The 22,426-nt window shown below is 54.5% G+C and carries 22 protein-coding genes; 10 read left to right on the forward strand and 12 right to left on the reverse strand.

Going from position 1 to position 22,426, the window contains the following annotated elements:
- Window positions 1-157: 157 nt before the first annotated feature.
- Window positions 158-763 (forward strand): cytochrome c oxidase subunit 3, encoded by a 606-nt coding sequence (locus ACO2Q8_RS06720; RefSeq protein ID WP_423344013.1) that lies wholly within the window; start codon window positions 158-160, stop codon window positions 761-763.
- A gap of 62 nt (window positions 764-825) precedes the next feature.
- On the opposite strand, the gene ACO2Q8_RS06725 is transcribed toward ACO2Q8_RS06720, so the two are convergent.
- The 7 genes from ACO2Q8_RS06725 to ACO2Q8_RS06755 all read right to left on the reverse strand — a co-directional run bounded on the left by ACO2Q8_RS06725 (window position 826) and on the right by ACO2Q8_RS06755 (window position 7,316).
- Window positions 826-1,410 carry a YceI family protein gene (locus ACO2Q8_RS06725; RefSeq protein WP_423344014.1) on the reverse strand — a complete coding sequence of 195 codons (585 nt, stop codon included), beginning with the start codon at window positions 1,408-1,410 and terminating at the stop codon, window positions 826-828.
- Window positions 1,411-1,434: 24 nt separating this feature from the next.
- Window positions 1,435-2,121: a hypothetical protein gene (locus tag ACO2Q8_RS06730; RefSeq protein ID WP_423344015.1), complete on the reverse strand. Its 687-nt coding sequence runs from the start codon at window positions 2,119-2,121 to the stop codon at window positions 1,435-1,437.
- Window positions 2,122-2,124: 3 nt separating this feature from the next.
- Complete coding sequence (locus ACO2Q8_RS06735) at window positions 2,125-2,604, reverse strand: ubiquinol-cytochrome c reductase iron-sulfur subunit (RefSeq protein ID WP_423344016.1); 480 nt, start codon at window positions 2,602-2,604, stop codon at window positions 2,125-2,127.
- Between the two features lie 96 nt (window positions 2,605-2,700).
- Window positions 2,701-4,350 carry a hypothetical protein gene (locus ACO2Q8_RS06740; protein WP_423344017.1) on the reverse strand — a complete coding sequence of 550 codons (1,650 nt, stop codon included), beginning with the start codon at window positions 4,348-4,350 and terminating at the stop codon, window positions 2,701-2,703.
- Window positions 4,322-4,891, reverse strand: a complete 570-nt coding sequence (locus ACO2Q8_RS06745) for an RNA polymerase sigma factor (RefSeq protein WP_423344018.1) — start codon at window positions 4,889-4,891, stop codon at window positions 4,322-4,324. Before ACO2Q8_RS06745 ends, ACO2Q8_RS06740 begins: the two co-directional genes overlap by 29 nt.
- 161 nt (window positions 4,892-5,052) lie before the next feature.
- Entirely contained in the window at window positions 5,053-5,904 is an 852-nt protein-coding gene (locus tag ACO2Q8_RS06750; protein ID WP_423344019.1) for a hypothetical protein, read from the reverse strand.
- A gap of 161 nt (window positions 5,905-6,065) precedes the next feature.
- Complete coding sequence (locus ACO2Q8_RS06755) at window positions 6,066-7,316, reverse strand: bifunctional 3,4-dihydroxy-2-butanone-4-phosphate synthase/GTP cyclohydrolase II (protein WP_423344020.1); 1,251 nt, start codon at window positions 7,314-7,316, stop codon at window positions 6,066-6,068.
- Window positions 7,317-7,560: 244 nt separating this feature from the next.
- Here ACO2Q8_RS06755 and ACO2Q8_RS06760 point away from each other — a divergent pair, with 244 nt between their 5' ends.
- From ACO2Q8_RS06760 to ACO2Q8_RS06770, 3 genes are all read left to right on the forward strand, one after another.
- Entirely contained in the window at window positions 7,561-9,510 is a 1,950-nt protein-coding gene (locus ACO2Q8_RS06760) for a gliding motility-associated C-terminal domain-containing protein (protein ID WP_423344021.1), read from the forward strand.
- Between the two features lie 144 nt (window positions 9,511-9,654).
- A complete protein-coding gene (locus ACO2Q8_RS06765; protein ID WP_423344022.1) occupies window positions 9,655-9,990 on the forward strand; it encodes a YbaB/EbfC family nucleoid-associated protein in 336 nt (111 codons plus the stop codon).
- Between the two features lie 3 nt (window positions 9,991-9,993).
- On the forward strand, window positions 9,994-11,019 hold the full coding sequence (locus tag ACO2Q8_RS06770) for a glycosyltransferase family 2 protein (RefSeq protein ID WP_423344023.1): 1,026 nt from the start codon (window positions 9,994-9,996) through the stop codon (window positions 11,017-11,019).
- Between the two features lie 23 nt (window positions 11,020-11,042).
- Here ACO2Q8_RS06770 and ACO2Q8_RS06775 read toward each other — a convergent pair whose 3' ends face one another.
- Window positions 11,043-11,264, reverse strand: a complete 222-nt coding sequence (locus ACO2Q8_RS06775; RefSeq protein WP_265993500.1) for a PspC domain-containing protein — start codon at window positions 11,262-11,264, stop codon at window positions 11,043-11,045.
- 422 nt (window positions 11,265-11,686) lie between these two features.
- On the opposite strand from ACO2Q8_RS06775, the gene ACO2Q8_RS06780 reads away from it, so the two are divergent.
- A complete protein-coding gene (locus tag ACO2Q8_RS06780) occupies window positions 11,687-11,893 on the forward strand; it encodes a cold-shock protein (RefSeq protein WP_114410025.1) in 207 nt (68 codons plus the stop codon).
- Window positions 11,894-11,999: 106 nt separating this feature from the next.
- On the opposite strand, the gene ACO2Q8_RS06785 is transcribed toward ACO2Q8_RS06780, so the two are convergent.
- A complete protein-coding gene (locus tag ACO2Q8_RS06785; RefSeq protein ID WP_423344024.1) occupies window positions 12,000-12,476 on the reverse strand; it encodes a 3-oxoacyl-ACP synthase in 477 nt (158 codons plus the stop codon).
- Complete coding sequence (gene lysS / locus ACO2Q8_RS06790; RefSeq protein WP_423344025.1) at window positions 12,473-14,203, reverse strand: lysine--tRNA ligase; 1,731 nt, start codon at window positions 14,201-14,203, stop codon at window positions 12,473-12,475. The genes ACO2Q8_RS06785 and lysS overlap by 4 nt, the downstream gene beginning before the upstream one ends.
- Before the next feature lie 191 nt (window positions 14,204-14,394).
- Here lysS and ACO2Q8_RS06795 point away from each other — a divergent pair, with 191 nt between their 5' ends.
- Together ACO2Q8_RS06795 and ACO2Q8_RS06800 are read left to right on the forward strand one after the other, a co-directional pair.
- Window positions 14,395-15,246 (forward strand): SPFH domain-containing protein, encoded by an 852-nt coding sequence (locus ACO2Q8_RS06795; protein WP_423344026.1) that lies wholly within the window; start codon window positions 14,395-14,397, stop codon window positions 15,244-15,246.
- Between the two features lie 99 nt (window positions 15,247-15,345).
- A complete protein-coding gene (locus ACO2Q8_RS06800; protein ID WP_423344027.1) occupies window positions 15,346-15,537 on the forward strand; it encodes an Arc family DNA-binding protein in 192 nt (63 codons plus the stop codon).
- A gap of 70 nt (window positions 15,538-15,607) precedes the next feature.
- Here the strand turns inward: ACO2Q8_RS06800 and ACO2Q8_RS06805 are convergent, their stop codons facing one another.
- Window positions 15,608-16,441, reverse strand: a complete 834-nt coding sequence (locus ACO2Q8_RS06805) for a type III pantothenate kinase (RefSeq protein WP_423344028.1) — start codon at window positions 16,439-16,441, stop codon at window positions 15,608-15,610.
- Window positions 16,442-16,590: 149 nt separating this feature from the next.
- Between ACO2Q8_RS06805 and ACO2Q8_RS06810 the strand changes: the two genes are divergently transcribed.
- The 3 genes from ACO2Q8_RS06810 (at window position 16,591) to ACO2Q8_RS06820 (ending at window position 18,823) form a co-directional block, all read left to right on the forward strand.
- A complete protein-coding gene (locus tag ACO2Q8_RS06810) occupies window positions 16,591-17,838 on the forward strand; it encodes a serine hydrolase domain-containing protein (protein WP_423344029.1) in 1,248 nt (415 codons plus the stop codon).
- Window positions 17,839-17,997: 159 nt separating this feature from the next.
- The gene (locus tag ACO2Q8_RS06815; RefSeq protein ID WP_423344030.1) at window positions 17,998-18,474 is read left to right on the forward strand and encodes a Panacea domain-containing protein; all 477 of its coding nucleotides are present in this window, start codon (window positions 17,998-18,000) and stop codon (window positions 18,472-18,474) included.
- On the forward strand, window positions 18,461-18,823 hold the full coding sequence (locus tag ACO2Q8_RS06820; RefSeq protein ID WP_423344031.1) for a hypothetical protein: 363 nt from the start codon (window positions 18,461-18,463) through the stop codon (window positions 18,821-18,823). Before ACO2Q8_RS06815 ends, ACO2Q8_RS06820 begins: the two co-directional genes overlap by 14 nt.
- A gap of 121 nt (window positions 18,824-18,944) precedes the next feature.
- On the opposite strand, the gene ACO2Q8_RS06825 is transcribed toward ACO2Q8_RS06820, so the two are convergent.
- A complete protein-coding gene (locus tag ACO2Q8_RS06825; protein WP_423344032.1) occupies window positions 18,945-22,142 on the reverse strand; it encodes a carboxypeptidase regulatory-like domain-containing protein in 3,198 nt (1,065 codons plus the stop codon).
- Window positions 22,143-22,426: the final 284 nt, after the last annotated feature.

A 22,426-nucleotide genomic window follows, 5' to 3' on the forward strand; every position in this document is an offset into this window, starting at 1 on the left:
GCCACGTCCGAGAAATAGACGCGTGGTGACCCCAAAAAGGCTGAAAAACCATTGCCCTGATAGCCGGTATTTTTTGTCGAACGGTCCAATCGGCAAACCATTTTTGGCCGGATTGCGTTTGGCAAGCAAACCTTACCATCCAGCACTCATTTGCCCCATGGAAACCCGTCGCAGGAATAACTTCATCACGCGTCGCCGGGAGCCCAAGCGCTTCATGCTTTGGTTGTGCATTGCGGGCAGTGTGCTGACCTTTACGGTGGTGTTGCTGGCTTACATGGTCCGTAAGGGGGGGGGCGACTGGCGGGCGGTGTCGCTGCCGACGGTGTTTCTGGCCAGTACGGGCGTGATCGTTGCCAGCAGCCTGACACTACACATCGCCAACGGGGCGTTCCGGCACGAGCGGTTTATGCAATACCGGCTGTATCTGGGTACGACGCTGTTTCTGGGGGCGTTGTTCGTGGTACTACAGGTGCTGGGTTGGGAGGAACTTATGTCGCGGGGGGTATACCTGAAGACGACGCCCTCGGGTAGCTTTCTGTTTCTGCTGTCGGGGCTTCACTTGCTGCACATTGTCCTGGGCCTGGTTTTGCTGGCCATCGCCTTTGCCGAAGCCCTGCGCCGGATTCCGTACGTGGAAGCGTTTGTGTATAGTGTCAATCCGCCAAATCGGTTGAAAATCAGCTTATTTACGCTGTACTGGCACTTTGTCGATGTGCTGTGGCTGTACATTTTCTGCTTTCTGCTGTACCACCACGGCCTATAAAAATGGCCACGGCAGCAAAACCGGTGTTCTGCTGCCGTGGGTTGCGTTAGGTTGGCGATGAATCAGGATTCGGTACTCTTGAAAACCATCAGCATTCGCAGCTTTACTTCCTCATCGACCGGGACCATCATTAACGACGGTTTTTCGACTTTGTAATCCGATAAACGAATCTGAAAATCACCTTTGATCGTGAGCTGCCCTCCGTCATCCTGACGTGTCGCCTGAATAACAACGGGTTTGGTCACGCCGTGAAATGTTAGATTGCCCTTCACCGTCAGTTTGTTTCCTTCCTGATCGATCTCGTTACTGGTAAAGGTAACTTTAGGATACTTCAGCGCTTCGAGTTTTTCCAGTGCGTGCGAATCGCGGTTGGTGTTATCACTGTCGAAACTCGACACTTTGGTGGCCGCGGCCACACTCTCGATCTTGTTGGCATCGTCGAGCACGATCACGCAGGCAACATCCCGGCTGACGCCCTCGAAGCTGTGCATCGGATGGCTCATGGCGTACGTAATCGTCGATTTGGTCCGGTCGGCCATCAACTTCCGTTTGGCGGGCGCCGTTGGGTTCGGTTGGTGAAACGACAGCAGCCCGGCGCTGAAGAGCACTACCCAGCCCCTCAGCTTTTGGTACGAAAAAGCAGTCATAGCAAGCGGTGTGAAAAAGTGGACTTACTTGATTTTGATCGCAATAATAGCGGCAGCGTAGGCACCGAACGTGGTGTAGGCGGCCGCCCGGTGGTAAGGCTTCAAATCCGGGTTGCTATCGACCCGACGCGCCAGAATGTTGGTGGCTACCATGCCGGTCAGGTGGACAATCGCCAGCGCGCGGTGCAGCCTGATCGAACTGAAACCGCGTCTCCGGCTACTCGTCGGCAAACCGGGGGGCGAGGTCAGCGACAGCAGGGCCGTGGTGCCGTACGAGAAATTGATCAGCGTGGCCATGGTGCTGTGCTGGTCCTTGATTCGAATGTAGTCGGCCCCTTTCGCATTATACAACCGCGAGCCCAGAATACCCTGCGCCACAAAACCGGCCAGCGTTACAAAACCCAGCACCTGGTGCGTGACCAGAAACGTCCGGCGGATTTTCAATTCCTTCTCCCGGCCTTCGGGCGTCAGCGGAGCGATGTTGGTGAGCCGAAGGAGTCCCTTCGGCCCCCAGAAGGCCCGCTGCGTGAAAACCATCTTTTTCGGCAACAATTCCTGTGCATCCATCGAACTGTCGGCCAGTTCGGCCAGCAGGTCGTTGGCATCGGCTTTGATGGTCGTATCGGAACCGGTTTTCACGCGGGTTGAATCCTGCGCCCAAACCGACCGGGTGCAGAACAGGAGCAGGCAGACAAGGATGATGTACTTCATGAATCAGCTTTGGGTTACGCGCAAACTCGTGCCGTTCAGCGTCGTTTTATAGACGGTCAAATTCCGTTGTCCCGACTGAGCGGCCACTTTCACCACCCCGCCCGTAGTATATTCGGAGCCGTGGGTCGCGCAATAGACATCGTCGGTGGCGGCCCGGTACGTAACAGTCGACGACTGGTGCGTGCAGATTTTTGAGAGGGCAATGTAATCACCGCTCTTGACGCGCGCAACCAATATATCGTCTTTGTAGGCAAACCCACCTACGGTTTGCAGGACCTTGTAGTCGTTGCTGTTCAGGTCCAGCGTAAAATCGACGGTTCCGCCGGTGCCCGGGTCCGGATCCGGGTCGTCCGAATCTTTCGAGCAGGATGTCAGCGTACCCATGCAATAAAAAGCCATTAAGGCGGCACCGCTCAGTCCCAGGCTCCGTAAAAACTCGCCCCGCTTGATGGGCTCCTGCTGGTTGGTTTCCTTGGTTTCCATAAATTTTGATGAGTAGGTTATAAATACAGGTTGATTGAAAATTAATGTATCTACACTATTTATCCCTAACGGAAGACGGTCACGGAAACGTATGGGTCAAAGCCGGTAGCGGATCGAGAAAAAGATACCAGCGCTTGTCAGCCGGATTTTACCGTAACCCAGGTTGGCCCCCCTGGGGTTCTTCAAAAATGGTTCTACCTGCCACGAGAACCGGCGCAGGGGGCCGTCAGGCCGGAAATTGCGTTCATATCCCAGCGAAACGTTCAGGTGACTGAATTCGTGAAAACCGGTTTTGCCAGACCACCGCTTGTACTGCGGATAGGCCGGATTGGGATAAACGCCTTTCGGATACTTGTACTCGTAATATTCTTTCTGCATGATAAAGGACGAAACTCCCGCACTCACAAACCACCGCTGGCGCTCGTTCAACACCACATCGTACCGCAGGTTGACCGGAATATCCAGCACCGTACACTCGGCGTCGACACTTTCGTATTTAGGGCCGTACCAATGGGGCGGTTTGGTATAATCCGCTGCCGCTGCCCGGTATTTTTTCACCGACCGTAAGACACCACTCTGAACGGTCAGTCGTCGTAAAAACCGGTATTCACCCAGAACGCCGATCTGCAAATCGCGCGCAGCCTGTTTGCTGCTGCCTACAAAATTGAAATCCGGTGCGGCCACCACCCGAATCGACAGCGCCGGGTACCCAATCACCGGCACAGCGGTCGGCGAGCGGTTCGGAACCACAGGGGGGCGCATGGGCTCCGGATCCGGTTCGGGCAGGGCCGGAAGCCGGGGCTGAGTGGGCCGTCGAAACGCGATAGGCGTCAGGTTGCCGGGCAGTTCAATCGGCGTCGTTTCGGTCGCATCCGAAACCGGCGGTTCGGCCCCGGGACTGTTGGACGGACGCGTAACTGTTTCAGAAACAGCATCGGACGACCCCAAACTACGACGGTTCGGGCGGTTTCTTTGAACTGGTTTTCCGGCCATGTCCTCCGCGTACCCCGCGGTGCCGGTTGGGTTCAGGTTCACCGCCGTTTCCGGCGACTTCCCGAATCGATTCCGGTTCGGAGCGGCTGCAACCACCGGGCGGGCGGGCGCTTTCGTCCGGTTAACGGTTTTCCGTAAACGACTGCCGGTTTCCGGCGTTATCACTTCGTTCGTGGCATTCCGCCGGTTGGTGCTAACGGCCGGGCCGATGTTGTCGTTCAAGCCCGTGCCGGACCGGGCGGGCCGCTTCGTTTCGGCGGTTTGGTCCGAAACCCGGTTTGGGTCGACGCTCCCAGCCGGGCTCATCCGGTCTGTCCGGGCCGAAACGTCGGCGGTTTCGGCTGTTCTGATACCTTTTTTTGCGTCGGTATCCTCGGGCGCATCGCCGGTTTCGTTTTCGGGCGTCGGATGGGTCTGTTCAGCCGGGGCGGTTTCTAGCGCTGGCCCGGCCTTCGCCCGTCGGTCAGGTGCCAGGTCTTTGACCGACGCCGACTTCGTGTTTTCGGCCACGATCCGGACCGCTGAGCTGCCTTCTTCCGGTTTTACGAAAAGCGAGACGGCGCTCAGAATCAGCAGCAAGACCGGAATTCCCCAATAAATAAACCGATCCAGAAACCGCGACCGGTCCGCGTCGTCGAGTCGACGGCGCAGGCTGTTCCAGTCGTCCGGGTTGTACGGCGGCTCAAACTCCTCGGCTGACGACCGGAAGAGCTTGTCCAGTTCGTCATCGGGAAGTTCTTGCAAACTCGCCATGGCATCTACGGTTTAATAAGTTTTTCAATTGTTCACGGGCCCGGGCCAGGTTCGATTTCGAGGTTCCGACCGAGATGTTCAACTGGCTGGCGATTTCTTCGTGGGTATACCCATCGATCGCGTACAGGTTGAAAACCATGCGGTAAGCTGGCGTCAGCATCTGAACGACTTCCATCAGTTCCTCATGGCTCAGTTGGTCGAGGGCGCTGGCATCCACGTCCGGAATCTGGACGGCCTGTTCGATGTCCTCGTGGTACCGGTGTTTCAGGTTTTGCCGGTAATAATCCAGGGCGGTATTGATCATGATCCGGCGCAACCAGAGCTTGAACGGCACCTCCGATCGGTACAGATTCGCCCGGGTGAAAACCTTCATAAATCCATCGTTGACAATTTCCACCGCTTCGTCCCGGTTGTGTGAATACCGCAGGCAAATTCCCATCGCATAGCCGTAGAACTGCCGGTAAAGCTGTTCCTGGCTTCGGCGGTTGCCATTCTGGCATTCCTGTAACAGTCCGGCGATATCGGGGGAGGGAACGGTCATACGTCGGGTTTCAATCGTCAGTACGGCAATCGGCACCAACAGGTTGCGTCAACCGGGCAAAAATTGTTTACGGTTTTCGGTGAGCGGCTTTCTATAAAACATAAAACGGGGTAGTTCAGAGAAAAAAATGGAAAACCGGCTCACCGAAAACCGAAAACCGGTCAGGGGGCCGGCGCTTCCGGCGTATCTTTGTTGATAATCGGCCAGACACCGGGTTGCGGAAAACTGATGCCTTTGTTCAGACCCCGTTTGCCGTTGTCCTGCTGAAAATAATACAGCGGCCAGCCTTTGTACGTCAATTGCTGCCGACCCGCCACGGTAATCGTCCCGAAAAGCGTTTTGTCGATGGTCGACGGCACTTCCTTCAACGTTTCTTCAAACATCGGCCAGACGGCGTTGTTGCTCAGGTCGGCGCGGGTAAAGTTATTCTTATTTTTCTTATCATTCCGAAAACCGTACAGCGTCCGGCCCTGCCCGTCGGTGAAGTAGACGGTTTTTCCGGTTCCTTCCTTGTAATCCGCCGTGTACGATTTTCCATTGTGCCCGATCAACTGCGCGCTGACGATCATGATGGAGTAATTCGGTTTGGCGACAAACCAGATGCCGCCCACGTTCTCGCCTTTGACATCCCCGGTTTTGGCGTCGTCTTTGTAATAATACAGCGGCCAGCCTTTGTAGGTGGTTTGTTTGGCACCGTCGGCGCGGGTAATCGTTTTGAAGTCAGCCGCAGTCAGACCGGCGGCCAGTTTGGGAGTTTCCCGGTAGAAAACCGGCCAGTTGGTCAGGCAGTTGCCCGTGCAAGTCGATGCACTCGTGCTGTCGTAATCGTTGGAAAAAAAGTAGAGTGTCCGACCGGTTTCGTCGGTCATGACAGTTCCCAGGGACGTGTTGGTGAGGGTAATAGCCGGATCGGGGGTGGGTGTATCGTCGTCGGAATCGTTATTGCAGGATTGGAAACTTCCGGCAATAAGCAGCAGGGCGGCCACGGGGGTCGCAATCCAGTTGGTTTTCATGACAGATTGATAAAAAGGTTAGAATTATCGGCCGCGTGCCTGCTGAATCGATTCGTAAGTCAGTACGGATTTGGCGGAAAAAGGGTTGCGTGGGGCGTAAAAAAGAACAAAAAAAGCCCGTCCGGACCGGACGGGCTTCTATAAACGACGCTTCAGTGGAATTAACCAACCTGATCGGTAAAATGCTTGAGAATGTGACCCATTTTATCCCGCTTAGTCCGCAAATAGTATTCATTGTGCGGGTTGGGTTTAATCTCAATGGGTACGGTTTCCACGATTTCCAGGCCGTAACCCATCAGCCCCGCCCGTTTTTTAGGATTGTTGGAAATCAGCCGGAGTTTGGTGATGCCCAGGTCTCGCAGGATTTGCGCTCCGACGCCGTAATCGCGGGCGTCCATCGGCAAGCCGAGTTCCAGATTGGCTTCGACGGTATCGCGGCCCATTTCCTGTAATTTATAGGCTTTCAGTTTGTTCATCAGCCCGATGCCCCGGCCTTCCTGGAACATATACAATACCACGCCCTTGCCTTCCTGTTCGACCAGACGCATGGCGGCATGAAGCTGCTCCCCGCAGTCGCAACGGCACGAGCCAAAAATATCGCCCGTGACGCAGGACGAATGGACCCGCACCAAAACCGGCTCATTCTTCTCCCAGGTTCCTTTAATGAGCGCCAGGTGCGTATCGTCGGTATTGATCTGTTTGTAGGCAATCAGTTCAAAATCACCGTATTCGGTGGGCATCTGAACGCCGATCTCGCGTTTGATCAGGCTCTCCTGTCTTAGACGGTACTCGATCAGATCCTGAATGCTGACGAGTTTCATGCCAAATTTGTCGGCAATTTCGCGCAGTTGCGGCAAGCGGGCCATCGTGCCGTCTTCGTTCAGTACCTCGATCAACACCCCGGCGGGCTGCAAACCGGCCAGTTTGGCAAAATCGATGGCGGCTTCCGTATGTCCGGCCCGGCGGATGACACCTCCGTCGACGGCCCGCAACGGGAAGATGTGGCCCGGTCGGCCGAGGTCTTCCGGTGTCGTTTCGGGATCGACCAGCGCGCGGATGGTTTTGGCGCGGTCGCTGGCTGAAATGCCGGTCGTGCAACCGTGGCCGAGCAGATCGACCGAAACCGTAAAGGGCGTCGTATGCACGGAAGTATTATTCCCGACCATCATTTCCAGGCCCAACTCCTGGCAGCGGGCTTCAGTCAGGGGGGCGCACATCAGGCCCCGGCCTTCTTTCACCATGAAATTGACCATTTCAGGGGTGATTTTTTCGGCCGCGCAGATCATGTCACCCTCATTTTCCCGGTCTTCGTCATCCACGACGATGATGATTTTTCCGTCGCGAATATCCTGAATCGCGTCTTCGATCCGATCCAGCAGACTCCCGGTATTGGTATTATTATTGCTCAGCATATGTGTTAGAGAAAAGACAACAGACAAGAGATAAAAGACGGTCAATCGGTCGGTTCTTTGGGAAGAAAGTTTTTCCTCTCCTGTCTTTTCTCTCTTGTCTGTGTCAACATTGTTCGGCAAAGATACGTTCGACACGCTAAATTTGTGTTTTGGTCGTTCTAATCCAAAATTGTAGTTATACGCTCGAAAATCATTACCTCCCGTGAATGTCATCAGGCAGTGGTCAGCCGGTTTTAGGTGGTTTGTGCGATATCCGATCCGGGTTTTGCTGCTCGGGATGTGTTTTGTATTGAGTCAAATAACGTTTGCTCAAACAATCGTTGATTGGTGCGTCACCCCCCCGCCAAATGCGGAAAAGGGCGGTTTTGGCGTTTCGACGACAAGAGGTTGCACACCCCTGACAATTACGGTAAAAAACACGACGACCAGCCCGGATGACATTTTTCTTTACGTGTATGATTACAGAGGAGGAGACCCAGTTGCGACCAGAGCAGGTGTAACCGCAACGACATTCACCTACACCCGGCCGGGAAAATATAAAATCCTTCAAATTGGCAGCGTTAATACCGGTTCGGTCGCCTGCCAGGAAGTGGAAGTACTCGACGCGACGGCCCCTAATTTCCGGGCGTATAGCTGCGCTGACATGAAGGTGGTGGTCGATATTGTCAACGATGCGGTCGCCAGCCAGTACGACGAATTCATCGTCGACTGGAACGACGGCAGCCCGTTGCAGACGGTGCCGAAAACCGCCCTGGCCAATATTACCCATACGTACCAAACCAAACGAACCTACACCCTGAAAGTATCCGGCAATTACCGGGGCCTCAACTGCGGGGGCGGCTCGTTCCAGCAGGTGACGCCGAATCTGAGCACAGATCTTGTAAAACCGGTCATCACGCGGCTGGCCACCTCCGGCTCGACGGTCACGTTGCAGGTGCAGGCCGGGGCCAACCAGTCGGTGACGTTGTACCAGAAAGGGGCTTCCGGAACGTTCACAGCCACGGCCGTTACCCGCGTTGGCAACGGATCGCTGGTGATTGCCAACATCACCGCCCACCCGACCTGCTTCAAGGTCGTTTCGCAGGATGCCTGCGGACAACTCTTCGAATCCGACGAAGTGTGCAGCATCGGGCTGGAAGTCGAAGCGCGCGAAAAACAGAATGAGGTGGTCTGGACGGCTCCCGGCAATCCGGCTAATTTTCGGCAATATTCTGTGACGAAAAACGATGCGGCTTTTCGAACGATCAACAGCGTCGGAACCACCTCGGTCAGCGATGCGGCTGCGCTCACGTGCAACGAAGAATACTGTTATCAGGTGACGGCGCAGGCCGGTCCGACCGAAATTGTCTCCGATCGCGTGTGCGTCACGGCCCAATCTTCGGCGGTTCCTCCGCCGTTTTCGACGGTGCAGGTGTCGGTCAATGGCGACAACCGCGTCGATCTACGGGGACTTCCGCCGGTTCCGACCTCGACCAGCCCCCGCTACAAAATGCTCGTTTTTCGGGCCGATCCGTCGGGCGGTTTTGGGCAGACCGGCGAGGAAATCGACCGGAACATTCACCAGGATGGCGGGGTGCAGCCGCAGCAGCAATCGTATTGCTATCAGGTCGTTTACCAGAATGCCTGCGGGGTTTCGTCGGAACCTTCCAAAACTGTTTGCACCATTCATTTGGGATCGAATTGGTCCGGAACCATCGACTGGACCGCCGGTTCGCCCTTTGCCGACGAAGCCATTGACCGGTATATAGTCGAAAAAATTGACGAGAGCGGGGTCGTTTGGGAAGAAGTGTCGGTTGGTACCCGAACGTCGTACCAACCCGCGCAGAACGATCCCGACAACCAGCGATTCCGGTTTCGGGTCAAGGCTATTTCCAAATCCGGTGCCGTCAGTTATTCCAACTTCTACACGTTTCTGCAAGCCGCCCGGCTTTTTGTCCCCGATGCCTTTACGCCCAATGGCGACGGCATCAATGACCTGCTGGAAATCAAGGGCAGTACGTATTTCGATACTGTTCAACTGACCATCTACAACCGCTGGGGCGAAGTCGTGTTCCGAACCGAAAGCCGTGAAGGCTGGGATGGAACGATCGGCGGGCAGGCGGCTCAACCGGGCAGCTATACGTATCGGATTCTGGCCCAGGACCCGAACGGCGTGAAAACAGAAAAACGAGGCTCGGTGTTATTGATTAAATAACCGTCTCGACGGCCCGGCGCTGACAGGGAAAGCAGTTAGCAACAAAACCGGTGGGTTTGGCGTTTCGTGGCTACCTTTGTGCGCCGATTACAACGTTTCGGGCTTATTGGTTGTCTATAAAGAAGACTATTTTTTTCGCAGACTATGTTCAACATGATGGATATGTTCGGGAAGGTGAAGGAATTTCAGTCCCGGATGAAAGAGGCCCAGGGGAATCTGAATACACTGACCGAATCAGGCGAATCGGGTGCCGGGATGGTGCGGGTGACTGTCAACGGCCTCAAGCAAGTCATCCGGCTGGAGATTGATCCGGATCTGATTCGGCCCGACGACCGCGAGATGTTGCAGGATCTGGTGGTGGCCGCCACCAACAAAGCGCTGGAAAATATTGAACCCCAAATCAAGGCACACCTTCAAAAAGCGACCGAGGGCCTACTGCCCAACATTCCCGGGTTCGACTTGGGCAGCATGATGTCGTAAGGCATGGATCAGATTGCCATCGTCATTTTAAATTACAACGGAAGATCCTTTTTAGAGCGGTTTTTGCCGTCGGTGTTATTGCATGCCGACGGTTGCCCGGTATACGTGGCCGATAATCATTCAACGGACGATTCGGTAGCGTTGCTTCGGGAAAAATTTCCGGCAGTTCGGCTGATTCAATTGTCCATCAATTTCGGCTACGCGGGTGGCTACAATGCGGCTCTCAAAGAAGTCGACGCACGGTATTACCTGCTGCTAAACTCCGACGTGGAGGTGAGTGAAGGTTGGCTAAGACCTTTGCGGGAGCTGATGGAACGCAATGAGCGGATCGCGGCCTGTCAGCCCAAAATTCGGTCCCATGCCCACCCGCATCTGTTTGAATACGCCGGAGCGGCTGGGGGCTACATCGATTACCTGGGTTATCCGTTTTGTCGGGGTCGGCTTTTCGATACCGTCGAAGAAGACCGGCAGCAGTACGACGATGCCCGGGAAATTTTCTGGGCGACGGGGGCCTGCATGTTGGTGCAGGCCGAGGTATTTCATCGTCTGGACGGTTTTGATCCCCGGTTTTTTGCGCACATGGAAGAAATCGACTGGTGCTGGCGGGCCAAAAACGCCGGTTACCAGATCTGGTATTGCCCGGATTCGACGGTGTATCACGTCGGGGGCGGGACGCTACACAAATCCAATCCCCGGAAAACGTTTCTGAATTACCGCAACAGCCTGGCAATGCTGTATAAGAATCTGCCAACCGGGCACGTCTTTCTCAATATCCTAATTCGGCTGGTGTTGGATGGCCTGTCGGGCGTCCGGTTGCTGGCGTCGGGGCAATGGCGCGATACGCTGGCGATTCTACAGGCACATTTTGCCTTTTACGGCTGGATGCCTTTTCTGCGTCGGCAGCGAAACGCCCTGGCCGAACTGCGCAACAACCGCATCACGCACCCGCAGATTTACCCGCACAGCATCATCTGGCAGTATTTCGGCAAAAACCGGAAAACCTACCGGGAACTGCGAAACAATAAGTAACAATTTGGAAAACCGCAGGGAGATTATAACTCCCAAATGGTCGGATGGTTATGACGCCGGAGGTGTTTGTTCATCTCCATCCAGAACGCCATGATCAGGTATAGCACCACCGGTGACCCCAGCGTTAGGCAGGAGGTATAGATAAAATACAGGCGGATGCTGCTGGCCGAAATATTCATCATTTCACCCAACCGCGTGCAGACGCCAAATGCCTGACTTTCGACGAAATACCGGAGCTTATTCATCGTAGTAACGTTCCTGATTATCAGTACATGCGCTTAAAATGGGCAATGGGACGTCACAAATCCGCATCGGCAGAGTTGTTGGACTACCAAAGATACACCGAACAAATTGTATCAACAATCCCAGCAACGAATTGTTTCGACAAAGTATTTGAAAAAAAGATTGTTTTGTATAATTATGTCGTCAAATAAGACAATTATTTTCGCAGCGGAGTATTTACAAATTCGTAACTATTTTTGTTACTTTGTGTTTACTAAAGCGTTGTCTTACAAAATTTAAGATATTTTACGATTCAACAAAGTCAATGCATAGACGGCCAGTTCCATCCGTATCGCCCATTTCGTGTGTTAACCTGGAACCTGTTTGACGACTTTTGTTAGAAATACCCCAGTCAGTAATGTTTTATTTTTAATTTTTAAGTTTTATGCAAACAGGTGTTGTCAAATTTTTCAACGAAAGTAAAGGCTACGGATTCATCGTCGAAGATGATACAAACCGTGACATTTTTGTCCACATTACTGGTCTGAATGGCACGACTATTCGGGAAACAGACCGGGTTTCTTTCGAAGTGATCGAAGGGAAAAAAGGCCTCAATGCCGTAAAAGTGAAAAAAATTGAAGGAGCTTATTAAGAAAATCTCCTTCCTGAACATAAAAACCCCGGCCGCAACGACCGGGGTTTTTAATTTTTCGGTTAAATTACCCCCAACCCCTTCTGGGGGTTGGGGGTGTTGCTAGTTAATGCACCGCCAGCACCCGGATAAGCTTGCCGTTGAACGTCAGTTCTTCGCCGGTTTTGACCTGGCTCAACCGTGCACCGATGGGCGAAGCGGCCGAAACCGCAAAATAGTCGATGGTGCCGACGGTCAGCTTTCCGGCGCTGATGGCGATGAAGTAATGGCCCTGGCTGGTCAGCACCAGACTCCCCGGTTGCCCACTCACGTACTCCTTACCCACATCGATCCGGTCCAGTTCCTGCCGGAGTTTCAGCGCTTCGGCCAGTTGCTGGGCGTGCCGGTCGCGCTCCAACTGTGCCATCGCCCGACCGGTTTCGTACTTATCGCCCGCGCTGCTTTTCGATTCCTCGTTGGCCGCAGCCTGGGCCGCTTCCATCGCGGTTCTGGCGGTTTCGATGCGCTGCGTCACGTACTGCTGGCACCGTTCGAACAACGCCAGTTTCACGGCTGTGTAGTCGATTTTGGCCGCAGGGTTCATTGCCCCGTCCAGCTTTTGACCTGGTCGAGCGTCGGCATGGCTACATCCAGCTTTAGCTTCTTGCGCATGCCGCCCAGATCGTTGAAAATCTTGTTGGCGTTCGCGCCGTCCAACTGGTTGACATGCCCGTACCCCATTTTCTGCAAGGCCGGTATCCAACCCGCCGGAATGCCCCGTTGCTCATAGTCGGCGTCGGTCGATAGTTCCAGTTTCTTTTCGGGCCGCATTTGCGGGAAGAACAACACATCCTGAATGGATGGCTGGTTGGTCATGATCATCGTCAGTCGGTCGATGCCCAAACCGACGCCCGCCGTGGGCGGCATGCCGTATTCGAGCGCCCGCAGGAAGTCTTCGTCCATCGCCATCGCTTCCTCGTCGCCCCGCTTGGCCAGTTCAAGTTGTTCCTCAAACCGGGTGCGCTGGTCGAGCGGATCGTTCAGCTCCGAATAGGCGTTGGCAATTTCCTTACCGTTGCAAATGGCCTCAAACCGCTCCACCAGCCCCGGTTTGCTCCGGTGTTTCTTGGTCAGTGGCGACATTTCGACCGGGTAATCCGTGATGAAGGTCGGTTGAATCAGGTTGCCTTCGACGGCTTCGCCAAACAGTTCGTCGATGAGCTTCGATTTGCCCATCGTGCTGTCGGTTTTGATACCCCGGCTTTCGGCCACGGTGCGCAGTTCGTCCTCGCCCATCGCTGACACATCCACGCCGGTATATTCCTGAATCGCTTCAAACATCGTAAACCGCTTCCAGGGCCGCTGAAAATTGATGATCTTGTCGCCCACCGGCACCTCGGTTTTGCCGTGGAGATCCAGCGCAATTTTCTCGACCATCTCCTCGATCAGGTCCATCATCCAGTTGTAGTCTTTGTAAGCCACGTACAACTCGACTTGCGTAAATTCCGGGTTGTGAAACCGGCTCATGCCTTCGTTACGGAAATCCTTGGCAAACTCGAACACGCCGTCGTAGCCACCCACGATCAACCGTTTCAGATACAACTCGTTGGCAATCCGCAGATACAGCGTCATGTCGAGCGTGTTGTGGTGCGTTCGGAACGGCCGGGCAGCCGCGCCCCCGTGGATCGGTTGCAGAATCGGCGTTTCGACTTCCAGGTAGCCGCGATTGGCCAGAAACGTCCGGATCGAGTTGACCAGTTGGGTCCGTTGCACGAAGGTTTTGCGGACTTCCGGGTTCACGATCAAATCGACATAACGCTGGCGGTACCGTTGCTCGGGGTCCGAGAAGGCGTCGTAGGTTTGCTTGTTGCCCTGCTCATCGACGACTTCTTTCACGACCGGCAGCGGCCGCAGCGATTTGGTGAGCAGCCGGAATTCGGTGACGTGGATAGAAATTTCGCCGGTTTGGGTCGTGAAGACATAGCCCTTGACGCCGATGATGTCGCCGATGTCGAGCAGCTTTTTAAAAACCGTGTTGTAGAGCGTTTTGTCGTCGCCGGGGCAGAGGTCGTCGCGCCGGAAGTAGAGCTGAATCCGGCCGGTAGCGTCCTGCAATTCGGCGAAGGAGGCCGAGCCCATGATGCGGAAACTCATCAGACGACCCGCGATGGAAATGCTTTTGTAGTCGGTTTTGTTGCGTTCGTAATTTTTATGAATGTCGGCCGCCGTCACGTTGACCTCGAATAAATCGGCGGGGTAGGGGTCAATGCCCATCCGCATCAGTTCCTCGCGCTTGTTGCGCCGGTTGATCTCCTGTTCGCTCAGTATCATCTTATTGTAAAAAGAGTTGCAAATATAAGGGATAGGAACACGGATTTAACCGATTAGACGGATCGGAACGGATTACTTTATCCGGCATCCGAGCACGTTTCCGGAAAAATTTTACCGTACATCCCAAATTCCTTGGTGGAAAACTAAATTTATTGCTACTATTGTGATATCAAAATACTATCACAAACGCCATGAATGAAAAGAACCTTACCTCCCTTTCCGGCTATATTCTGTTGCTGATCGCCCTGCTGCTGCTTGGAGCATCCTTTTATGGTTTTGTCTCCAAAGCCGTTGTGCTTGGAGTAGCGTCCTCCTTTGTTTCCATCGTTATCCTGAAGGGCCTTGTTGTCATCAATCCAAAAGAAGGCGTGGTGACTACATTTTTCGGTGATTACATGGGTACGATGCGTAAAACCGGCCTTTGGTGGGTCAATCCACTCTACCGCAAGCGGAAAATCAGCCTTCGGGCCCGCAACCTGAACGGCCAGACGCTCAAGGTGAACGACAAAATGGGCAACCCGATCGAGATTGCCGCCGTGGTGGTCTGGCAGGTTGCCGATACGGCCAAGGCGCTGTTCGAAGTCGACGATTACACCCTGTTTGTGCAGATTCAGTCGGAAGCGGCCGTGCGGCACCTGGCGAGCACCTGCGCCTACGACAGCATGGAGGACGAAGATGCCACGGTTACGCTCCGCGACAGCACCGGCCAGATCAATGCTCTGCTGGAAAAAGAGTTAAACGAACGGCTGGAGCGCGCCGGGGTTGATGTGATCGAAGCCCGGATCAGCCACCTGGCCTACGCCCCCGAAATTGCCGGAGCCATGCTGCAACGTCAGCAAGCCACCGCCGTGGTTTCGGCCCGGAAACAGATTGTGGAAGGTGCCGTCGGGATGGTTGAAATGGCCCTGGCCCGGCTGGCCGAAAAAGACGTTGTCGAACTCGACGAGGAACGCAAAGCCGCGATGGTCAGCAACCTGCTGGTCGTCCTCTGCGGAGAAAAATCCGTCAGCCCTGTCGTCAACGCCGGAACCCTTTACAGTTAAAAGTTAAAAATTAAAAGTTAAAAATAGGCTGAGTAGATGTCCTTTCGACCGGTCTATTGGCAACTTTTAATTTTTAACTTTTAATTTTTAACTGAATAAATGGCTGCGGAAAAAAAAGCGTTTGTGCTTCGGATCAATCCCGAGACGCTGAAGGAACTCGAGCGCTGGGCGCAGGAGGAGTTTCGCAGCGTCAACGGGCAGATTGAGTTTGTACTCCACGAAGCGTTGAAAAAACGGAAGAAGAATTCGGGTGGTAAATCGACGCCGGATGCTGAAAACCCGGCTGATTAACGTACCCACGGACTTTAGTCCGTGTGAGCTAGTATGATCGTCTAGATGATATAAACACCCAAAACACGGACTAAAGTCCGTGGGTACGGACGCGCTGGCCGATTTCCTGGATTCCGTCGAGGGTGAGCGTCGGAATGATGTCGGTAAACTCTGCATGCAGCGAAGGAATGGCGGTGACCATACCGCCGGTCGCAATCGCCAGGCAGTCGCCTTTCAATTCCTGCCGGATGCGTTGGATCAGCGACCGGACCAACCCCTCATAGCCCAGCACAACACCGGCCTGAATGGCGTGGGCTGTGCTGGTGCCGAGCGCCGATTCGGGCATTACCAGTGGCACTTCGGGCAACTGGGCGGTATTGGCAAACAACGAACGGACGGCGGTTTTCAGGCCGGGCGCAATCGCAATGCCCAGCATTTGTCCTTCGCCCGAAACGGTCGTAAAGGTCAGGGCCGTCCCGAAGTCAACGACAACGCAGTTTTGTTTATACCGCACGTAAGCCGCCAGCGCGTTGGCGACCAGGTCGGTGCCGATGGCGTAGGGGCGCAAAATTTGCAGCGGTAAAGCCGGATAAATCGCCGGGCCGACCACCACGGGTTCAAAGCCGAAAAGCCGGGCGAGCGTGGTCCGCAAGGTTGGGGTAAGTTCGGGTACAACACTACTGATGACGACGGATGTGACTGCACTCAGCGGAATATTGGCTTCCAGCAGCCAGAGTCGCAGCAAGCGTTCGTACCGATCGCGATCGGCGGGCATCACGTCCGGGTCGCCGGGTAATTGATCCGTCAGATGAAAAGCCATCGGTTCTTCGAGCAACGTGCGTGTCCGCCAGATGTGTTGCCATTTCTCCTGATTGTATAAACCAAAAACCGTATCGGAATTGCCTGCGTCGACGGCGAGGAACATAAAGGGAAAGATAAGTCCGTAAAGGGTGCAAAGATAACACGAAACACGGGTTTGAAAATCAAGTCACTGCGCAAAATCATCGGGTTGCTACCCGGATTAGTGAGCGGTTCGCAGGAACTATTAACTTTGGTGACCTGATTCGGCAAGACATGGTGAAGCGAACGAACATACGGCCCCGGTTTTGGGCGATTGGCTGGCTGTTGGTGCTGAGCTGGTCGATCACGAGTTGCCAGCAGCGCGAACCGGACGTGACGCCGGATAAACCGCTGACTTGGTTTGATTACTTCGCGAAGGCACTTGATGACTCGCTGAAGACCAAAAACATTGGTTACGGTTTCGTGATCCTGGAAAAAGGCGAGGTACGGGCGTCGGGCCGTGGCGGACTGAAATCCCGGACGACCGAACCGGAAGGCGAAAAACCGTTTACGCTCAACACCAAATTGCACCTGGCCAGTATGAGCAAAACGATTACAGCGATGGCATTTCTGCATCTGGCCGCCGAAAAGGGCATCAAAACAACCGATAAAATTGAGCCCTATCTGCCGCCAGGTTGGGCGAAAGGCCCGAACATCGACCAGCTTACGTTCCGGGATCTGATGACACACCGCAGTGGGATGGTTGGCCTGGGAAATAACTGTGCCAACGGAGCGTATGCCGAAAACACCTGGTGGGGGCTGAAACGGTTGGTGGAGAAAGGCGTCAAAACCGCCAATCGGGGGAGTTATTGCTACCAGAATGCTAATTTTGGCTTGTTTCGGGTATTAATTCCCGGTCTATTAGGGTACGCATTTACCGGAAATGACGCCGTGGACGACCCGCAAACGCAGCAACGGTATCTTGACTATGTGCGGAAAACCGTCTTTGAAAAAGTAGGCATTACGGACGCTATCGCCAGTCAGCCTCCGGGTGATCCGACGTATGCCTATACGTACCCTATTGCCGGAACCGTGGGCTGGAATCCCGGCGATTTTACCAACACCGTCGGGGCTTACGGCTGGTATTTGACGCCCACGGAAGCCGGAAAGCTGTTCGCTACGGTTTTTTCAACGGACGACCAGCACATTCTGACAACGGCCTGGAAGGATACGCTGCGAACAAACCGCCTGGCCCATTTTTCGGGAATGGCGGGCAGCGATCCGATCCGGTATCACGACGGCTGGTGGTACCTGAAACTGAACCAGTACCAGGGCGTCCGGACCATCTGGATGACCTTCCCGAACGACGTAACAGCGGTTTTGGTTGTCAACGCCTTACACGGCACGCGGGGCTTTTTCCCGAGCGACGACGGAACGGACATCGTGCCCTACCTGGGCCGGGCCTACACCCAGGCCCGATTGCGGAAAACCGGCCGGAAGCAGCCCGGAACGGTGACACTCGAACACCCCGAACCGCACTGATTCAACCGGCCGGATGGTGGAAATTAATCCCGTTCGTTGTATCTTTACTACTTGATTTTCAGGAGCTGCGAAGCTTGTTTGCAATCTCCTAATTGCCGGACTGATTGCAGACATATTGGCTTTGTTAGCCCGGCATCCAGTAAACAATAGATACGAACTATGTACCCGGCATTGCTCATTGCCAGACAGTTTATCAATAAGGGCATCGCCGAAGGCCGACCCCTGACGCCGATGAAGCTCCAAAAGCTCATCTACATGGCGCATGGCCTGCACCTGGCCCGGCACGAAAAACCGCTCATTGCCGAAAAAATACAGGCCTGGTCGTATGGACCGGTCATTCCGGACGTCTACGCCCGCTTCAAGCGGTACGGCAACAACCCGATCACTACCCCGATTCCGACCAGCGGTTGGGACGACGAACTCGACCGGCAGGCGCAGGATTCCATCAATTTGACCTGGGACATTGCCAAAGATTACAACGCCATTCAGCTTTCCAACTGGACGCACGTCGAAGGCTCCCCCTGGTACCAGTCGGTGAGCCGCAACGAGAGCGGAACCATCGAACAGGAACCCATCGATAATGAATTGATCAAAGACTATTTCACCGAAATTATCAGACGCGATGTCGGAGAGTGAAGACAGCGAAAAAGCGAAAGAAAACTTCCGGAAGCTGATCGAAGCGTCTTCTACCGACCCGCGCAACAGCGGTCTTTCCCGCAATGAATTCGATCAGTATGATCAGGAAGAACGCCGGACCCGGTTGCAGGGACTGGCGCAGGACATTCAGGAGCGGAAAAAGTTTGCCCAGTGGATTTTCTGGATGGTGGTAATGTGGTTGGTCGTGATTCTGGGCATCATCATTGCCGAAGGACTTCATTTTCTGGACATTCCGCAGGCCGTGACCATCGCCCTGATTGGCTCAACGACCGTCAATGTCACGGCTTTTTTCGTCATTGTAACTAAGTATCTCTTTCCGGGAAAATAACGGTTTGGGTGACTCTGGACTTACATTAGTTACCCCTAAATCCCCTAAAGAGGACTTGGAATCCGAATTAATCAGCGTCCAAGTCCCCTTTAGGGGATTTAGGGGTAATTTGCTAGCATAATCAGAAACTATATCGCGCTCCGATCTGCACCTGATACGGATCACCCGAGGGCGTCACGATTCCGGCCGTATTCACGCGGTAGACAAACCGCTGGTTGTCGCGGTCAAAACCGGGAACGGCGGCTGAGGTAGACGTAGCCGGAATACCGAGGGCATACAAAGCCTGCGTACCCAACGACTGGTTAGCCCCCCAGCTTTTCTTCAGGAAGTTGGCAAAATTGAAGATGTCGGCCGATACTTCCAGCGTATGGGTCTTGTACAGGCGGAACTTCTTGCTGGCCCGCACATCGAACACGCCGTAAAAACCGTTGATACCGCCGTTGCGCTCGGCAATCCGGCCCGAGTACTTCGTAATGTAATCCTTGATGCTCTGGCTGGCGTTCGGGTTGTCGAGAATGGCCTGCAAGCCTGTCCGGACATTGGCCGGGACGCTTTCGTTGTTGCGGTCGAAGATAAACGCCAGGTCATTGGTTCCGGCTACGAAATCAGCATTGCTGTTGGCTCCTGACAGCAGCGAATACCGGGTTCCGCCGATGCCTGAATACCGCACCCCAATCGTGACGCCGTAGAACGAAGGTAACGTTCCGTAGAACACCACTTTATGCCGGAACTGGTTGTCGGAGTACGTCATCCGGCTCAGATCGCGCGGATCATCTTTGACCGGCAAGACCAGCGTGGCCGTGTTGGCGACGTTCCCGTTGTACGAGGTGTTGTCGCGGGTGTCGTTCCAGGTGTAGCTGGCCGAAAACTCGCCATCCCGGAAATACTGGTACGTGGCATCCAACACAACGGCAAACTGGTTGATTTTGCCTTCGCTATTCAGCTCAAGCACGCGGCCGAGTTTCTGGCTGATCCGACCCTGCAACCAGTCGCCCGCACCGTTGGCAGGCATCGAAGCCAGCGGGACATACACGCCCCGGTTGTCTTCGTTCGCCAGGCGAAAAAACGGTTGAGCCACCATGTTCCGGTCGACGTACATATAATTGTTGCGGCCCAGGGAGGCAAACCCGGCAATCCCGACTTTCAGCTTATCGGACAGATATCGCGTATACGAGAGGTTGGCTTTGTATAAAACCGGCACGCGGGCGTCCGGCCCCGTCATGTTGATGGTCGGTAACTGGAATGCGGACAGCGTCGGGATGCTGGCGTAATTGTTCCGGTAAGCGATGAAATCCGGCGTTGGCACGTTGGCGCCCCGTACATCCACCGTCGCCAGGTGTTTCCCGTCGAACGTCAGGTTGTTGATCAGCATATAGTTGTTGATGTCCGAAGCGAAGACACCACCCCCAAACCGCACGTAATTGGTATGCGTTCCGTTCACATCCCAGGTCAGTTGCAGCCGGGGCTGGACGACAAACGAGCGTAGTTTGTTGTCGGTCCGCAGGCCCAGTTCGTCGAGCACCAACTGGTTCAGCGGGGCCGACGGGTAGGTGGCGTAATCAAGCCGTAACCCGGCGGTCATGTCGAGCCCCCGGGCGAGTCGGGTGCTTAATTGGCCGTACAGCCCTGCATTCAGGGTTTTGCCGATGACATTCAGATCATTGACCAGCGGTACTTCGCGGTAATACCGGTACGGTTGCAGCGCGTCGAATTTCTGCAACGCCGTCTGGTTGCCGTCGACCGTATAGTGAAACCGGCCGTTTACCTCGCTGCCGTACAGCGACTTCGCGTGGGTGTACATCAGGTCCAGCCCGAACGTATACTGGATTTTGTCGGTATTGTAGTACAGGTTATCGACCAGTTGGAACACGTTGTTGGTGAAGCCTTCCTGTGCAAACCGGTGACCGCCCATCTGAATGTTGGTCGAGCGGTTGGCTCCGTCGATGACCGAGTTAACGTTTTCCACGATGGCGCGCGGAATGTTGGCGGCCGGAAGCTGATCGCCGGGGCTGCTTTTCTGGTAGGTGTACAAATGCTGTACTTTCAACTCATTGGTTACCTGCGGGGTCAGCGACGTGCGCAGGGTAGCCAGCAGGCTGTTGTCCATGTTGTAGTCGTTTCCGTACGATTCGTAGAGGTTGATGGAGGTGTTGTCCTGCAAGCCCAGTTTGTTGCGGTCGCTGGTGAAGTTGTTCCGAATCGTCAGCAGGTTTTTCGCGTCAAGCTGCCAGTCGATCCGGCCAAAAACCGCATCCGACCCCCGGGTTTTGTCGAATGTTCCGTACTGGGGTGTGTTGGCGACGCCGTATTTGTTGCGGGCGATGGCGACAAACTGATCCAGCGTAGTCCGCGTTACGTTAAACCGGTTTTCATCGGCTGGCGACTGTACATCGGCAATGATCAGCGGGCGCGAGTCCTGCTGGTGATCCCAGACCAGAAAGAAGTGCAATTTATCCTTAATCAGCGGACCGCCCAGCGAAAAACCGTACTGGTTGGTCGAAAACTTGTTGTTGCGTTTATTGCCCCGAATGTCGTACGGACTGGAGAGCCAGTTGGCGCGGGTATAATTGAACACGCTTCCGGTCAGTTTGTTGGTACCGGCTTTCGTGACCGCACTGACGGTTCCGCCACCGCTCCGGCCGAAGGTAACATCGTACTGGTTGGTTACCACTTTGAATTCCCGCACGGCTTCGATGGAAATCGAGTAGGGCGCTCCGCTTCGGCTGGTGGTCGAGCCCGCCGAGGTCGGGTTTTTGGCATTCATCCCGTCGATGGTGTAGTTGGTCGACGAGCCAAGCTGGCCCGAGAGGTTACCACCCCGGCTCAGGGGAGAAAGATCCATCAGCGACGTGAAATTCCGGCCGTTGACCGGGAGCGCAGCAATCGATTTGGCCGAAACCGCCGTGGCCGCGCCCAGGTTCTCGATTTTGTTTTTCAGCCCTGAAGCTACCACCTGCACTACTTCGAGCGTCTGGCTGTCTTGCTGCATCGTCAGGTTGATCCGAACCGCATCACCCTGGTTGAGCGCATAACCGGTTCGCTTTTGTTCCCCAAAACCGATGAACGTAACCCGGATGGTATACGGACCACCCAAGGGCAATTCCTTGAACGAATACTCGCCCTGAGCATTGGTGACCGTCCCGGTGGTAAAACCGGTCGATTCGTTGCGCACCTGGACGGTCGCGCCCGGCAGCGGTTTTTTCTGGTCTTCCAGAATGATCCCGGAAATGGACGCCTGCGTTGTCTGGGCCACGGTTTTACCGACTGTGAATCCCAGCAAAACAAGCCCGAAAAGGAGAGAAAATAGAGCGTTTTTCATGAACAGGTTGTCTAAATTTTTCCGGTGCAAAGAGAGCAGATCGGCGTTAATTGGCGGTTAACGGACTGTTACCAATGAGACCGGATTTATTAACATATTATGAAAAATGGAGGTATCGGTGGGCCTTCGATCCTTGTTGGGCGTAATGATAAATTAAGCCGTTCGTTGCGCATTGTTCGGAGTCACTCGCTAACCTGCACAGGCTAAACGGATTTCGGCACAGCTCAGACAAAAAACCGGATCGCGGGCGGAAGGCGGTCTACTTTTGATCGGTTTTCAACAAA

The sequence above is a fragment of the Larkinella sp. VNQ87 genome, assembly GCF_049445795.1.
Taxonomy (GTDB): domain Bacteria; phylum Bacteroidota; class Bacteroidia; order Cytophagales; family Spirosomataceae; genus Larkinella.